The organism is Brucella grignonensis, assembly GCF_002252505.1.
GTDB classification, from domain to species: domain Bacteria; phylum Pseudomonadota; class Alphaproteobacteria; order Rhizobiales; family Rhizobiaceae; genus Brucella; species Brucella grignonensis.
This window is the reverse complement of record NZ_NNRL01000163.1, coordinates 64,630-79,698: the sequence shown is the minus strand read 5'-3', so window position 1 is coordinate 79,698 and position 15,069 is coordinate 64,630. Positions and strand designations below refer to the sequence as shown.

Sequence of the window (15,069 nt, the reverse complement as noted above, 5' to 3'; positions counted from 1 at the left end):
TTATAACACGCATCAGAAATCCAAATATGTACGTACGGATAAGTTTTTGGACAGTCGGATATTCACAAATATAGCGATCCCGCAGTAAATATAAACATCAAGAATTGTATGAGAGGGGTAAGCGGGTCATGGAAAAAAATGAGGAGGATTTAGACGAAGGTAAGAGGAGATACTATCCGGGATTTAGCTTGATGCGTCTAATATTGGGTGCTTCGGTGGTTATTTCTCATTCATTTTTGATTGCGACCGGCTATGAGGAAACTGAGCCTTTTGAGAAATATAGCGGTGAGATTTTAGGTATCTACGCCGTGTATGGTTTCTTCATTCTAAGTGGTTTTCTTGTAACAGAAAGCGCTAGAAACTCACCGGATGCTGATATATTTCTGAAAAAACGTTTTCGCCGAATTTTCCCCGGATTTCTCGTCTGCAATATCCTATGTGTATATTTTTTGTCCCCATGGTTCTCTACCAATCCTTTTGATTTCATTGTATCGCATGAAACGTGGATTAACTTTTTGAAGGTAGTATTATTTCAATCCCCAAATCTATATCTTGATAATATTTATTTCTATGAAACTGATCCTCAAGTTCACTGGCTGGCGAGCATGGCAAATGGCGTCCTGTGGACAATTCGTTATGAGGTTATAGGTTATGCATTAATCGGAATTGTCTTTTTTTCTAGCTTACGTACCCTTTCGGAAGATAAAGTCCTCGTAACCTTATCGCTAATGGGAATTATTTTGAGCTTTAGTTTTGGAAAAATTACTGGAGAGTTTCTAGCCGGTTTTCTCTTCTTGCTTCCTTCCTTACTGGCGGGGGTTTTGATGAACGTTCTCACTCGACATTTCAGACTTAGAACTAGCTTGGCCGTTCTCTCCTTAGCTGCACTCGCGATCTGCATGTTTTATGTGCGTCAACCCACTTTAGCTCCGTTCTTTATGGCTTATCCAATTATATGGCTTGGCTCCCGCGATGCTGTGATCGCGCACTTCTTCAATAACAATGTCGATCTATCTTACGGAATTTATCTGTATGGGTGGCCAGTCACACAGGTTGTACGGTCATTTGCTGGACCCAACCTTTCCGGTTACGAACTTGCGTTACTCGCAGTCCCTCCTACCGTAATAGTAGCCGCAGCATCTTGGTTTCTAGTAGAAAGACCTTCGCTGCGATACAAATCAATTAGGCGCCCCTTAGTTTCTATGCCAATTTCGGCAGAAAGACCACCTCTGCACATCGAGCAGAATATGGGACAACCAGAATTGCTGCCCTCACTGTTGTCGAATGACCGAACTGACAATTGCGATGTTGACGGAGGTAAGCTGAAAAATTAGACGCCAATCATCCCACTATATTACCACCCGTAAACTCGCATTTCAAAATGGCGAAGGTGTTAAAGTAGGCATTTTATCCTATTTATCCCGTAACATCTTCTAAAAATCCGAGCTCTTTCCTGCATACATATGGACACAAGTGCACAGTTTTCTTTACAAAACAGAGATTAGGGCTGACCTTGCCCCGTTGAAATAATCCATTTTGAAGTAAGCTCTGGCCCATTGAGAGGACCAGAGAATGAAACCTCCGGCTATAGCCATTTGCATGATCTTGATTGCAAGCGCTGTTTCTGGATGCGCAAACCGTTCATGCAGGGATTGGCCCGGGTTGTGCATTATCCAGTAAGCGAAATGTAACGCGGTAGCGATTGAGTCGGTGAACATTGTGACCGGTGCGAACTTACGTTTCGTCTCGGCATAGACAGTTAATTTGTGACCTCACCGGGTTTTGATGCATGGGCGGCCCGCAAAACAGTGCTCTCAGTTTACAGACCGACAATTCTCAAAGGTAAAGATTTGCGAGGATAACAATCACCGCAAACAAACCAGCATAGGCTATCCAGAACCCGTCTCCTTCGACAAAACGATGGAGCGCCGACTTCTGACTATCTTTGTTATACATGATCTTACCCGCCGCCTGGGATTTCCTCGGCGCAACCTCTATTTAATATGATAATTTTAATCAAGTTAAATTCTTTCAATATGCTCCGTAGTTTCGGATACAAAAACAGTGAAGTATCCGGCCTTGATATGGCACAAATAATAATCTGCTTTGTCAAAATTCGTTGCGGCCCGCACCCCACTTATGAAATGAGTTAGAAACGCATCCCGAAAAGGGGAAACAGTTTTCGGACAAGATGCGTATTATAAAGAGCGCGGGAATTGATGCTTTGCAGCATTCTCTCACAAGGGTATTCTGCCGCACGCGTGACTGTTAAGGGCCAGTGAATGAACGAGAATTTCGTGTCTGTCGATGAAGAGCAGGAACGCGCGCGCGTAGCCTGGCTCTATTTCATCGGTGGCCAGACCCAGCAGGAAATCGCACAGCGGCTCAACATTACCCGGCTAAAAGTCAATAAAATCATCGGACAAGTGCGGGAGTCCGGTCAGATACAGATCAGCGTCAGCCTGCCATTATCGGATTGCGTCGAGCTGGCAGAAAAAGTTGCAACGCGCTATGGCCTTGCAGATGCCGTGGTTGTTCCTGACCTTGATGATTTTCTGGAGCAAAAACGTGTTATCGGTGAAGCTGCCGGAACCATGGCTGGCGAGCTGATTGACGGGCGCGATATGGGTGTAGGAATAGCATCCGGGCGAACGCTTAGTTTTGCTGTGCGCAGTTTGCGCGCCAAACCCAAGCCCGAAAGCTGGGTGGTTGGACTGACCGGTGGAGTCACCAGCGGCTCATCAACCAACACATTTGAAGTTGCGACAGATTTTGCCCGTGCTCTTGGCGTCGAGTGTCACTATCTGACCGCACCGATATACTGCGCCAACCGCGAAAGCCGCAATGCGATTCTGTTGAGCGACGAGCTGACGGACGTACTCGCCAGAACTGAAATCGCCGACATCGGCCTCGTATCCTGCGGACCACTGACCTCGGAAACATCGCTTACGCATATTCGCGTCGTAAAGGATAATCTTGACGCGGTGCTGAAACTTGGGGCTGTGGGTGAGTTTCTGGGATATTTTCTTGACGCTCAGGGACGTCCGATCGATCATTTCCTCAATGATTCAATCATTGCTCTGCCACCGGACAAACTCAAACTCAAACCAGCTTCGGTTCTGGTTTCAGGCGGGCTGAATAAAATCCCGATTATCCGGGCCATTTTGCGGGGCGGTTATGTCAATCGCCTTGTCACCAATGAGGGTGTGGCGCGCGCATTGCTGCAGGGGCCGCGTTAAAACACAGCCCCTGTTACTATATTAATGCTTTCCTTGAAGGGCTTCTGCCATGGCGCGCAGGGTCACGAATGTAGATGCCGCGCCCGGATCGATGTGGCCGATTGAACGCTCGCCAAGCTTGGCCGACCGTCCGCGACGCGATTCCATTGCAGCCGTCGCCTTCATCCCGGCTTCAGCACCGTCGCGTGCGGCGATCAGCACTTCAAGTGTCGATTTCCCGGCATTTGCAGCCTCGGTTGCAGCCTCAACCGCCGGAACCCATGCATCGATCATCGTCTTGTCGCCCGGCTCCGCGCGGCCCCGATCCTGGATGCCTTGCGATGCCGCTGCAAGCCATTCGGCCATGCCATTGCCATCAAGGTTCAGACGACTGCTGACAGCTGTACCTGCACGCAGGAATGCCGTTGCGTAAAGCGGGCCGGATGAAGCACCAACCGCATCCAGAAACGCCTTTGCCATGCGCTTGCAGATAGCTTCAATCGTCTCATCGCCCTGCTCATCTTCGAGCGCATGCTGAACAGCCTTCCAGCCAATTTCCATGGTGATGCCGTGATCGCCATCACCAATCACGCCGTCGAGTTCCGAGAGCCAGTTCTTCTCGGCAATGATCTGATTGCCGACATTCATCATCATCGCCTTGAAAAGCGCAGGCGTCACATCACCCTCGGTGATGAGCTTGCGCGGCGTGTCCGTGGCCGCTTCCTTGTGTTCGGCGCTGCGTGCAGCCTTGCGGTGCGAAGCGGGTTCGCGATCGGCTGTCTGCACAGCACCAACCGTTAAGGCTGGCGTATGACATGGATGATCGAGAAGCGCCTGCAAGGTCGCATCAAGCTTCATCAGCGTCACCGACGCACCGGCCATTTCGAGCGAAGTCGCATATTCGCCAACCCATGAGGCGTGAATCTGAATTTCCTTGCCATCAAGGATTTGCTTCACGCGACGGAAGATCAGGTAAAGCTCAATCTGCGACGTCGCACCAAGTCCGTTGACCAGAACGGCGACGCGATCACCTGCCTTAAGCGCCAGTTCTTCCACAACCGAGGCCATCAGTTCGTCGGTCACTTCATCGGCAGGCGCAAGCTTTTGACGGCGGATGCCCGGCTCGCCATGCAGACCCATGCCGATTTCCATCTCATCGTCACCGATGGTGAAATTCGGTTTACCAGTCTGAGGTAGCGAACATGGGCTCAATGCCACGCCCATGGAACGGGTCGCCTCATTGGCCGCCTGTGCCAGCGCTTCAACACGCGACAAGGATTCACCCAGATCAGCCGCGGCTCCCGCTACCTTGAACACCAGGATATCACCGGCAATGCCGCGGCGCTCCGATTTGCGATCAATCGGAGCCGAAGCGACGTCGTCGGCAATAGCGACATGGCGCACATCCATACCATCCTGCGCAAGTTCTTCCGCAGCCATGGTGAAATTGAGAACGTCGCCGGTGTAATTGCCATAAAGCATCAGCACGCCAGCGCCACCATCCGCAGCCCGTGCCGCTTCTGCAATATGGGCAGGCGATGGCGAAGCAAACACATTGCCCACCGCTGCAGCATCCGCAAGGCCACGTCCGACATAACCTGCAAAAGCTGGTTCGTGACCAGAACCACCACCCACAATGATGCCGACCTTGCCTTCACGCGGACCATCGACCGCTACAACAGCACGGCCCGTTTCGCCTTCGACGCGCAGAATGTCGGGATGTGCGCCGACCATGCCCTCAATCATTTCTGCAATGATATTTTCAGGCGCGTTGATCAGCTTTTTGGTTTTGACTTGTTCATTCATGGTTCTAACTTTCTTAAACGCGTCGCTTGATCAATGGGCATCCCGGCGCAGATAACGGCGCGATATGGCATCGAACGAAATAGCCAGCACGACGATTGCACCCGAAACAATGCCCTGCCAATAGGGCGAGACACCAAACAGAACGATAATGTTTTCAATAATAGCGATGATACCTGCACCGAGAATCGCACCAATCGGGCTGCCAATACCGCCTGTTGTGGCAACGCCACCAATGACGGAAGCAGCAATTGGAGCAAGCACCCAGCTGTCGCCAATCGAAGGCTGTGCCGTACCAAGACGCGCAACCATCAACACACCGGCAAGACCTGCAATGGCACCAGCGGCGCCGAACACCATGAGACGCACACGATCCACACGAATACCCAGCATACGGGCGCCGTCGCGGTTGTTGCCGATAGCATACATGTAACGACCGAACGGTGTTTTCAGCATCACAAAAGTCGCAATCAGTAGCGCTACGAACATGATGATGAACGGCACCGGAATTCCGAAGAGATCGCCGCGGCCAAGGAAATGCACTTCACGCGGAATACCGGTAATGGCAACGCCACGTGTCAGCACCAGATTGGCACCGCCAAAGATGCCTGCCGTACCGATGGTCAGTACCAGCGAATGCAGGCGCAGGAAGGTGACGAGGAAACCATTGAACAGACCGAGGCAAAGCCCAAGCAAAATGGCAAGCAGCATTGCGGTATAAGGCTCGAAACCCATACGCATCATTAAAATGCCGGACACGACACCGCTCAAACCGCCGATCACACCAAGCGACAGATCAAGCTCACCCAGTACCATCAGCATGGACTGTGCAATGGTGATAAGCCCGACAAAGGCCAGACCACGCGCCACAACCGACAGATTATAAGGTGTGAGGAAATAAGGTGACATAATTGCCGAAAGGGCAAAGATCACCAGCAGAGCCACAAAGACACCGGCAAGCGGCGTGCGGAAGAGATTGGAAAGGGGATTAGTTTGCATCGGCTTTTACCTCTGTTCCAAAGATCGCGCCCACGAGTGTTTCATTGTTTGTATCGGTGGTAGAGAACTCACCGGTGATATGGCCGTTATGCATGGTGATGATACGGCTTGCGCATTTCTGCAATTCGTTGAGTTCCGAAGAAACGAGAATGACGCCTACGCCTTCTTCGGCGAGATTTTTCATGATGCGATAAATCTCGGATTTGGTGCGGATATCGATGCCCTTGGTCGGCTCGTCAAAGATCAGCACGCGCGGACGCGTGGCCATGGCCCGGCCGATAATAGCCTTCTGTTGATTGCCGCCGGAAAGTTGCGAGATGCGCTTGCCCATTCCGGACGTGCGGATGCCGTAGTCATCAATGATCTTCTGCACGATATTGCGTTCACGACTATCGCTGATGCCCAGCTTGCCGCTGGTCAGCGACAAAATCGAAATGCCAATATTCTCACGCAGCGACAAAAGCGGCAGAATGCCGTGATGCTTTCGCTCTTCCGAAAGATAAAGCATGCCGCCTGAAACCGAGCGCGACGTATCGTTGAGTGTCCAGCTTTCGCCTTCAACCTTCACCTGTCCGGCTTTGGCTTTGAGAAAGCCGAAGATCGTCTGCATCACTTCAGAGCGTCCAGCTCCGACCAGACCGGCAAAGCCAAGAATCTCACCCTTGCGCAGATCAAAACTGATGTCTTCAAAACGCGATCCCGACAGTCCGCGCACTTCCATGATTGTTTCGGTCGTCGGTGCGGATGGGCGAAAATGCTCATCAAAGGAGAGATCGCGGCCAGACATGGCGCGGATCAGATCAGCTTCGGTCACATCCTTGATGTGACCGCTTTCAATCTTGGTGCCATTGCGAAGAACGGTATAATCATCGCCAATCTGGAAGACTTCTTCCATTTTGTGGCTGATGAAAACAATCGCATGATCGCGATCGAGAAGACCACGAATAACCTTGAAGACACGCTCAACTTCAACACGCGTCAGCGAAGATGTCGGCTCATCAAGGATCAGCACCTTCATCTGCTCATTGGTGCAGGCGCGCGCAATCTGCAGAAGCTGCTGATCGGACACGGAAATATTGGCAACCAGATCATCCGGCCGCGCTTCAATGCCGAAACGGTCGAGATAGGATTTCGCTTCTTCCATCAACATTTTGCGGTTGACGATAAAGCCGCCATGACCGGTTCGGTTAAACGGCATGAACAGGTTTTCAGCGACGCTCATCTGTGGGAACAGCGTCAGCTCCTGCGGAACATAAGCGACATTCTTATAGAGCGAAGGATCGGCAACCGGATCGCGGCCATCAATCAGTACCTGACCGCGCGAAGCGCTGTCAGTTCCGGTCAGAATTTTAACGAGTGTGGATTTGCCAGCACCGTTTTCGCCAGCAAGAATATGCGTGCGACCCAACTCGATTTTCAGGTCAACATCATCCAGCGCGGTCACACCAGGAAAATCCCGGCCTAATCCGCTTGTTTCAAGATAAGCCATGATGGACACCTTGGATATTTCTGGGGGCATTGCGGGGGGCAGCTACCGAAACGCTTCCGGTTAAAGTGATGTCCAGACACGGCCCGACAGAACAAGAAAGAATGGAGCACGGGAGAACCCGTGCTCCTGCAACAAGACCGGAACGGATCAGTTGCCTACGTTTTCCTTGGTGAGGAATGCATTGCCGGTGTCAATATAACCCGGAACAGGAGCACCAGTTGCCTGTGCCCAGAGTGTCATCACCGACCAGTAACCCTGAAGTTCAGGCTGCGAAGCGGACGAGCTGTCGGCCACGCCATTGCGGATCATGTCGAGCATTTCCGGCAAGTTATCGAGACCGACCAGCGTGACTTTGCCCTGCTTGCCAGCTTCAACAATGGCCTGACCGATACCAATCGGGCCAGCCGCATCCGATGCAACCCAGCCCTTGAGGTTCGGGTTGGCCTGCATAATGGCCGCTGCCTGCTGCTGTGCAATTTCGATGCTGTCATTGTCGATGCCTTCGGCAACAACCTTGATGCCCGGATGTTCCTTGAACACTGCACGATGGCAATCGGCGCGGATCGAATGGTTTGGTGCGGTTGGCACACCCATCATGATCGCAACTTCACCTTCACCGCCCAAAACTTCAACCAGACGACGGGCAGCAATCTTTGCCTGCTCGCAGAAATCCGAACCGATATGGGTGATGCTCATGCCTTCAGGCGGCACGGAATCGAACAGGACCAGCGGAACTTTCTGGTTCTGTGCTTCTTCAAGCGAGGCGCGATTGCCCGATGGATCGAGCAGATCGAGGGCGAGACCGTCCGGACGGGTTGCAAGTGCACTGTCGATAATCTGGTTCTGCTGAACAACGTCTGCGCTCTGTGGTGCCGAGTAGACGATTTCAACATTGGCGCCGGTCTGCGCCTTGAGCGCCGCAGCAGCCTGCTGCGCGCCTTCATTCACCTTATCGAACCAGGGATGAACAACCTTTGGCACGATGACGAAGCGATAGCTGTCTTTTTTGACAGTACCTGGCGCGTCCTGCGCCATGGCGGCAACAGGCAGCGAAAAGGCAGCAAGAGCCGCCAGCGTAGCAAGCTTTCTCATAAATTCCTCCCTTGGAAATCAGGCGAAACTTTCTCCCGCCTGACTGCTTTAAAGATCACCCGGGAAGGCTCCTCTGCCTCCAGCCCATAGCGAACTCGACTCTTGAATACAGATGTATAATTAAAATTACAAGAGTAATTATCTACCTAATAGGGAGGTGTGGATAGCTGCACACGCGGTACTTTGGACAAAGCACCGATGAGATTGATCAATCTTAAGGACCGCAAAGAGACAAAAAGGCGCGCAAAATCAGCGGACGACTTGCGTCCGCCGCTGCTCAAAGTTCATGGACTATTTTAAAGGATTAGCTCGTAAACGCGCTGGTCTTTGGGACTACCGTCTTTGCAGCAACACCAGAATCGCTCGATCTGATGACCAGGCTCGCACCCACCAGGATTTTAACGGGCGGCTGTGTTTCAGCTGTGTTGATCAGATCATCCAGAACAGTCACAGCAAGATTGCCGATCTTGCGCTTGGAGACTTCAACCGTTGTGAGGCCCGGCTCCATGGTCGCACTTTGCGGCAAATTATCGAAGCCGATCACTGAAACATCGTCGGGAATACGAAGGCCTTTGCCCTTCAACGCCCGGATGAAACCATAGGCGATAATATCATTCGTGCAGAAATAGCACTCCGCCAGATCGAGGCCTGAATGCAACATCGCGCAAGTATCGCGATGTGCGCCTTCATAGGTCGATTCGACCGAAAGGATATCACGCTCCTGAACGTTTAGGTCCAGACGCTGCATATTCTTGAAAAACGCATCGCGGCGAAGACGGAAATTCGTCGTTTCAGTATGACTGGCAACAAAACCAATCCGCGAAAAGCCAAGCTGCTTGAAGCGTGACAGAACCTTGAAGACGGCATCCTCATTGTTCATGTCGACGAAGTTGGCTTCGATGACTTCATAAAACGTATCGATGAAGACTGTGGGCAGACCTAACCCCTGAATCATGTGGATATCTGCCGCCGAAAGCTCGGTCCCAAGCGCAATCACGCCTCGGATCGGCGCACCGGCCAGCGATTCAGCAACCGCACTGATCGGCTGCCCTTCAAAACTTACCACTTCAAGCGTGTAGTTGCGGCGCGTCGCTTCCGACGACATGCCATCAATATAATCAGAGACGAAAATGCTGTGATCGCGATTAACTGTTTCACCATGCTTGGCAATCTTCAGAAAACGGATCGTCTCACCACCACTCGACCCGGTTTTGGCAGCGCGCGGCACGTAATTGAGACGGGACACCGACTCAAGAACACGCGCTCGCGTTTCTCCTGAAATCTCGCCTTTGCCATTCAGAACAAGCGAAACCGTTGCAGGCGAAACACCTGCATTCTCGGCAATATCTCTGATCGTAAAGGACTTTTTCTTTTTCATGTTTTCCAGGTGGCACTTCGATATTAAGGGCGGACTGAGGTCTCGTTTAGTAAACAGAAATGCTGTGATTTAAAACGATTAGGGTAATTCCCTGTGTTAGGCAACCATAATTCTACGATAATACGCTTGACAACCCACAAGCTTGTGTTCATTTATTTAGTGAATAACAGTTTTGTTTACTAAACATGGTAGGAGGAGACCATGCAGAAGACAAGCAATCAGCTTGCTATGCTTGTTGTCATCAATCTCGGATTGCTCGCGCTTGGCGCGTATATTTCGGGAGGATCTTTCCTATCCCTGTTCAATCTGCAGTCCATGGCAGGTCAGGTGCCTGAAATCGGGCTTCTGGCAATCGGCGTCATGCTGGCCATGTGCGCTGGCAATGGCGGGATCGATCTTTCGGGTATTGCACTAGCCAACCTTTCCGGTGTGCTCTCCGCTATCATCGTTTCGATGTTTATCTCAAGCGCCGAAAACCAGCTTGGCTTCAGCCTCGCCTTTATCGGACTGGCACTGGTGATCGGTCTTGCGGGCGGCATCGTCAACGGAATCCTGATTGCGCGCTTCAACATCACCCCGATCCTCTGCACGCTTGGCACGCAGATGGCTTTTACGGGTCTTGCTGTTGTTGTCTCTGGCGGTCGCGCTGTCATGGTCGGCAGCCCCGATCTTCTGTCGCGCATCGGCAATGACATGTTCCTCGCCGTGCCAATCAGCTTCCTGATCTTCATAGCGGTAGCCTTGCTGATCGCAGCAGTCGTGCGCTTTACCCCTTACGGCTACTGGCTGATGTTGATGGGCACCAATCCGAAAGCCGCTGTCTTCGCTGGTTTCCCGCGCAATGGCGTGCTGATTGCGACCTATGCAACGAGCGGATTTCTGGCAGCGATTGCGGGCATCATCATTGCAGCTCGTAACGTCAACGTGAAGTTCGACTATGGCAGCTCGTATCTGCTGGTCGCCATTCTCATCGCCGTCATGGCGGGCGTGAAGCCTGAAGGTGGCTATGGCCGTGTCATCTGCGTGGTGCTGAGCGCTATTGCTTTGCAGCTCATGTCCAGCCTGCTCAACTTCGGCGGCCTTTCCAACTTCGTCCGCGACTTCGCCTGGGGCCTGCTGCTGCTCGCCTTCCTTGCAGTCGGAAAATACGACATCGCGGGATTCTTTACCCTCGGCAATCGCCAAAAGGGAAACATCGGTGCTCAACCCTCAGGCACCCGAACATAGACTTTGGGGGATGGTAAGTGTGGAGGAAATGATGAAAGCAACAACGAAAAAACTGCTCACCGGAACCATCATTGGTGCAGCGATCGTCGCGGGCAGCGCGGGCACGCTCGTCGCACAGGAAAAGCCGGTCATCGCAACGGTCGTCAAGATCAGCGGTATTCCTTGGTTCGACCGCATGAACACCGGTGTTGAAGCCTATCAGAAGGCCAATCCGGACGTCGTTGCAACGCAGAGCGGACCGGCAACGGCAGACGCAGCACAGCAGCTTCAGATCGTACAGGACCTCGTTGCCAAGGGCGTTAACGCTCTCGCCGTCGTCCCAATGGATCCGGCCGTTCTCGAAGGCACCTTCAAGCGCGCCATGGAACGCGGCATTGTAGTTGTGACGCATGAAGCCGACAACCAGGTCAACACCATGGCTGACGTCGAAGCCTTCGATAATGCCGATTACGGCACAGCACTCAATGAGCGTCTCGCAGAATGCATGGGCAAGAGCGGCAAGTGGACCACCTTTGTTGGCTCGCTCGGCAGCCGCACGCACATGCAGTGGGTTGGTTCGGGCGAAGAAAACGCCAAGAAGTATCCTGACATGCAGCTCGTCGATCCGAACAACGAATCCTTCGACGATGCCAACGGCACCTATGAAAAGGCCAAGGAAATCCTGCGCAAGCATCCTGACCTGAAAGGCTTCCAGACTTCTGCCGGTAACGACGTTCTCGGCGTTGGCCGTGCGATCGACGAAGCTGGCCTGAGCGGCAAGGTTTGTCTCGTCGGCACCGGCCTGCCTAACCCATCGGCAGATCTTCTTGAATCCGGTGCCATCACTGCAATCGGCTTCTGGGATCCGCAGAAGGCTGGTATGGCGATGAATGCGGTTGCCAAGCTTCTGCTCGAAAAGAAGGAAGTCAAGGAAGGCACCGACCTCGGCGTTGAAGGCTATAACAAGGTCAGCGTCAAAAAGGGTGCCGGTGAAGGCCTGCTCGTCATCGGTAACGGCATGGTTATTGCTGACAAGGCGACCTACAAGGAACACCTGTTCTAGGCGTTTCGCACGGGCTGACTGACCATCGTGTGCGGACATCGTTCAGCCGCACGCGATGGTGTCAAAAGCCCGGATGCCCCGTTGCATCCGGGCGCCTGAACCAAACAAACTATCTAAAATCAAGACATTAGCGCGTGGCAAACGAAAGCCAACGGTCCTACAGCCAGCCCAATCGCTTTGGCGAGCGGTGCGGCGACAAAGGAATTTAACGTGTCAACTACGACGAAGAATGGGACGAGCAACGACCGGTCGCCGGATCGTTTTCTCGAACTGCGCAACATCCATAAGCGGTTTGGCGGCGTTCACGCGCTGCGCGGCATTGATCTGACAATCGATCTTGGCCAGGCCTATCACCTGTTGGGTGAAAATGGCTGCGGCAAGAGCACGGTCATCAAGATCATGTCCGGCGCACATGCACCCAGCGAAGGCGAAATCATTCTTGATGGCAAAACCTATACTTCGCTGAACCCGATCCAGTCGCTGGCAGCCGGTATCGAGACCGTCTATCAGGATCTGTCGCTTATTCCCAATTTGACCGTCGCTGAAAACGTAGCGCTGAATGAGCAGCTTGTTGAAGGCAATGGCCGACTGTTTCGCAGCGTCAAGCTTTCGCAGCTCCGTGAGACTGCAGAACGGGCATTGAGCACGGTTGGCCTGCCAACCGACAAAGCCTTTCTGAATACAATCGTTTCCGAGCTGCCGCTTGCCATGCGCCAGCTGGTTGCCATCTCACGCGCCATTGCAACGCGCGCCAAGCTTGTCATCATGGATGAGCCGACCACATCGCTGACCCGTCGCGAAGTGGATAATCTGATTGAAGTTGTCGAACGCCTGCGCGCTGAGCGCGTCGCAGTGCTTTTCGTGACCCACAAGCTTGATGAATGCTATCGCATCGGCGGCAATGCGGTTGTCTTCCGCGATGGCCAGTGCGTGGCACAGGGCCCGATCGAAAACTATACCAAGCAGCAGCTGTCCGAACTGATGATCGGCAGGGAAATCGACGCCGAGCGTTATCGCACGGCACAGCCCGGCGATGCCGAACTGCTCAAACTCGACGGCCTTACTGCATCGGGCTTCAAGGACATTGGCTTTACCCTTCGTAAGGGTGAAATCCTCGGCATTACCGGCCTTGCAGATTCCGGCCGCAACGAGCTGGCCATGGCGATCACAGGCGTTGTACCTGCTGATAGAGGTTCAATCCGCCTCGAAGGTCAGAAGACCGAAGTTAAAAGCCCGGCGGAAGCCATCGAGCGTGGCATTGGCTATGTGCCGGAAGACCGCCTTGCAGAAGGCCTTTTCCTCGATAAGTCGATCTTCCAAAATGAGATCGCACTGATCTTTAGAAAGCTCTGCAACAGCCTTGGCATTGTCGACCAGAAACAAGGTCGCAACATCGCCGCCTCGCTGATGAAAGAGATGCGGCTGAATACAACCAATCTGGACCTGCCTGTTGGCGCGCTTTCGGGCGGCAATCAGCAGCGCGTTTTGATTGGTCGCTGGCTGAGCATTGGCCCGAAGCTTCTGGTGCTGCACGGCCCGACCGTTGGCGTCGATGTGGGATCGAAAGACACAATTTACCGCGCAATTCAGGCGCTGGCCGAAGCTGGCATGGGCCTCATCATCGTCAGCGATGATCTACCGGAGCTTCTGCAGAATGCAGACCGCATTCTCGTCATGAACTCAGGCAGCATCGTTGCCGAACTGGATGCTGCACAGGCCACCGAAGATCAGCTCTATCAAGCCATGATGTCGTCGCAGAAGGAAGTTGCCTAATGAGTGCGTCGCAGTATCAACAGGATCTGGGCCAAAATAACTTGGGGACCGCCCGATCCTTCAAACTGGGTGACTTCATTCGCAGGCGCCCGGAATCGATCACTTTTTTCCTGCTCGTGGCAATCTGCACGATTGTCTCGATCATCAATCCGGCATTCCTGCAAGCCTCTACGCTGATCGATATAGGTCGTGCCAGTGTGGTGATGGGCCTGTTTGCGCTTGGCGTCTTCATCATTCTTGCCGCAGGCGGCATTGATGTTTCCTTTACGGCGATTGCTGCCACGACGGTCTATTCGCTGACGCTTCTGGTGCAGTCCTATATGCCGGAACTGCCGATCATCTTCATCATTCTGATGGCGATTGCGGGCGGTATTTTCCTCGGCGTCCTCAATGGTCTTCTGGTGCATTACCTCAATGTACCGTCACTGATCGTCACCATCGGCACGCAGTATCTCTTCCGTGGCTTCCTGCTGGCTTTCGTCGGCACGGTCTGGATCATGTCTCTGCCGCCGACAATGGGTGCTTTCGGTCGCCTTCCTCTGTTCCAGTTTGAATCGGCAACCGGTGCCACCATCACCATGCCATTCTATTTTCTGGTGCTGCCTGCGGCCGCAATCCTGACCTGGTGGATATTGAACCGCACTTTGATGGGCCGCGCGATTTTTGCGATGGGCGGTAACAGCCAGATTGCAAGCCGCCTCGGCTATAATCTACGCACCATCCATATCTTCCTGTTCGGCTATGCAGGTGGTCTGGCCGGACTTGCAGGCATCATCCATGTTTGCGCCAATCGCCAGTCGAGCCCCTTCGATTTCGTCGGAACCGAAATTGCCGTTATCGCCGCTGTGGTTCTCGGTGGTGCACGCATCACCGGCGGCACCGGCACCGTCTTTGGCACCCTTCTCGGTGTGCTGCTCATCACCGTCATCAACAGTGTTCTGGTGCTCGTCGGCATCCCCAGCACATGGCAGCGTCTCGTCGTCGGCTGCTTCATCCTGCTGGCTGCCGCCTTCTTCGTCACCCGCCAACGCAAGAAATAACCCGATAC

Annotated in this window: 11 protein-coding genes; 6 read left to right on the top strand and 5 right to left on the bottom strand. The window is 53.1% G+C overall.

All coding sequences use genetic code 11. The annotated features are described in order from the left end of the window. Positions 1 to 128 precede the first annotated feature (128 nt). Both CEV33_RS14225 and CEV33_RS14215 read left to right on the top strand, forming a co-directional pair. A complete protein-coding gene (locus tag CEV33_RS14225; protein WP_094541104.1) occupies positions 129 to 1,334 on the top strand; it encodes an acyltransferase family protein in 1,206 nt (401 codons plus the stop codon). A gap of 948 nt (positions 1,335 to 2,282) precedes the next feature. Further along, complete coding sequence (locus CEV33_RS14215; RefSeq protein ID WP_094541102.1) at positions 2,283 to 3,239, top strand: sugar-binding transcriptional regulator; 957 nt, start codon at positions 2,283 to 2,285, stop codon at positions 3,237 to 3,239. Positions 3,240 to 3,260: 21 nt separating this feature from the next. Here the strand turns inward: CEV33_RS14215 and dhaL are convergent, their stop codons facing one another. The 5 genes from dhaL to CEV33_RS14190 form a co-directional block, all read right to left on the bottom strand. Further along, the gene (gene dhaL, locus CEV33_RS14210) at positions 3,261 to 5,024 is read right to left on the bottom strand and encodes a dihydroxyacetone kinase subunit DhaL (protein ID WP_094541101.1); all 1,764 of its coding nucleotides are present in this window, start codon (positions 5,022 to 5,024) and stop codon (positions 3,261 to 3,263) included. A gap of 30 nt (positions 5,025 to 5,054) precedes the next feature. Continuing rightward, positions 5,055 to 6,020, bottom strand: a complete 966-nt coding sequence (locus tag CEV33_RS14205) for an ABC transporter permease (RefSeq protein WP_094541100.1) — start codon at positions 6,018 to 6,020, stop codon at positions 5,055 to 5,057. Then, positions 6,010 to 7,509: a sugar ABC transporter ATP-binding protein gene (locus CEV33_RS14200; RefSeq protein WP_094541722.1), complete on the bottom strand. Its 1,500-nt coding sequence runs from the start codon at positions 7,507 to 7,509 to the stop codon at positions 6,010 to 6,012. Before CEV33_RS14200 ends, CEV33_RS14205 begins: the two co-directional genes overlap by 11 nt. A gap of 147 nt (positions 7,510 to 7,656) precedes the next feature. Beyond that, entirely contained in the window at positions 7,657 to 8,601 is a 945-nt protein-coding gene (locus CEV33_RS14195) for a substrate-binding domain-containing protein (protein ID WP_094541099.1), read from the bottom strand. Between the two features lie 304 nt (positions 8,602 to 8,905). Beyond that, the gene (locus CEV33_RS14190) at positions 8,906 to 9,979 is read right to left on the bottom strand and encodes a LacI family DNA-binding transcriptional regulator (protein WP_094541098.1); all 1,074 of its coding nucleotides are present in this window, start codon (positions 9,977 to 9,979) and stop codon (positions 8,906 to 8,908) included. Positions 9,980 to 10,180: 201 nt separating this feature from the next. Between CEV33_RS14190 and CEV33_RS14185 the strand changes: the two genes are divergently transcribed. From CEV33_RS14185 to CEV33_RS14170, 4 genes are all read left to right on the top strand, one after another. Then, complete coding sequence (locus CEV33_RS14185) at positions 10,181 to 11,206, top strand: ABC transporter permease (RefSeq protein ID WP_094541097.1); 1,026 nt, start codon at positions 10,181 to 10,183, stop codon at positions 11,204 to 11,206. 31 nt (positions 11,207 to 11,237) lie between these two features. Further along, on the top strand, positions 11,238 to 12,248 hold the full coding sequence (locus CEV33_RS14180) for a substrate-binding domain-containing protein (protein ID WP_010660622.1): 1,011 nt from the start codon (positions 11,238 to 11,240) through the stop codon (positions 12,246 to 12,248). A 210-nt stretch (positions 12,249 to 12,458) separates the two neighbouring features. Then, a complete protein-coding gene (locus tag CEV33_RS14175) occupies positions 12,459 to 14,021 on the top strand; it encodes a sugar ABC transporter ATP-binding protein (protein WP_094541721.1) in 1,563 nt (520 codons plus the stop codon). Beyond that, on the top strand, positions 14,021 to 15,061 hold the full coding sequence (locus tag CEV33_RS14170; RefSeq protein ID WP_094541096.1) for an ABC transporter permease: 1,041 nt from the start codon (positions 14,021 to 14,023) through the stop codon (positions 15,059 to 15,061). The genes CEV33_RS14175 and CEV33_RS14170 overlap by 1 nt, the downstream gene beginning before the upstream one ends. Positions 15,062 to 15,069 lie beyond the last annotated feature (8 nt).

Excerpts from the sequence above, each read along its gene's own strand:
- CEV33_RS14215 (WP_094541102.1), top strand. The coding sequence starts at position 2,283 with ATGAACGAGAATTTCGTGTCTGTCGATGAAGAGCAGGAACGCGCGCGC.
- CEV33_RS14185 (WP_094541097.1), top strand. The coding sequence starts at position 10,181 with ATGCAGAAGACAAGCAATCAGCTTGCTATGCTTGTTGTCATCAATCTC.
- CEV33_RS14200 (WP_094541722.1), bottom strand. The coding sequence starts at position 7,509 with ATGGCTTATCTTGAAACAAGCGGATTAGGCCGGGATTTTCCTGGTGTG.
- CEV33_RS14170 (WP_094541096.1), top strand. The coding sequence starts at position 14,021 with ATGAGTGCGTCGCAGTATCAACAGGATCTGGGCCAAAATAACTTGGGG.
- CEV33_RS14205 (WP_094541100.1), bottom strand. The coding sequence starts at position 6,020 with ATGCAAACTAATCCCCTTTCCAATCTCTTCCGCACGCCGCTTGCCGGT.
- CEV33_RS14225 (WP_094541104.1), top strand. The coding sequence starts at position 129 with ATGGAAAAAAATGAGGAGGATTTAGACGAAGGTAAGAGGAGATACTAT.
- CEV33_RS14195 (WP_094541099.1), bottom strand. The coding sequence starts at position 8,601 with ATGAGAAAGCTTGCTACGCTGGCGGCTCTTGCTGCCTTTTCGCTGCCT.
- dhaL (WP_094541101.1), bottom strand. The coding sequence starts at position 5,024 with ATGAATGAACAAGTCAAAACCAAAAAGCTGATCAACGCGCCTGAAAAT.
- CEV33_RS14190 (WP_094541098.1), bottom strand. The coding sequence starts at position 9,979 with ATGAAAAAGAAAAAGTCCTTTACGATCAGAGATATTGCCGAGAATGCA.
- CEV33_RS14180 (WP_010660622.1), top strand. The coding sequence starts at position 11,238 with ATGAAAGCAACAACGAAAAAACTGCTCACCGGAACCATCATTGGTGCA.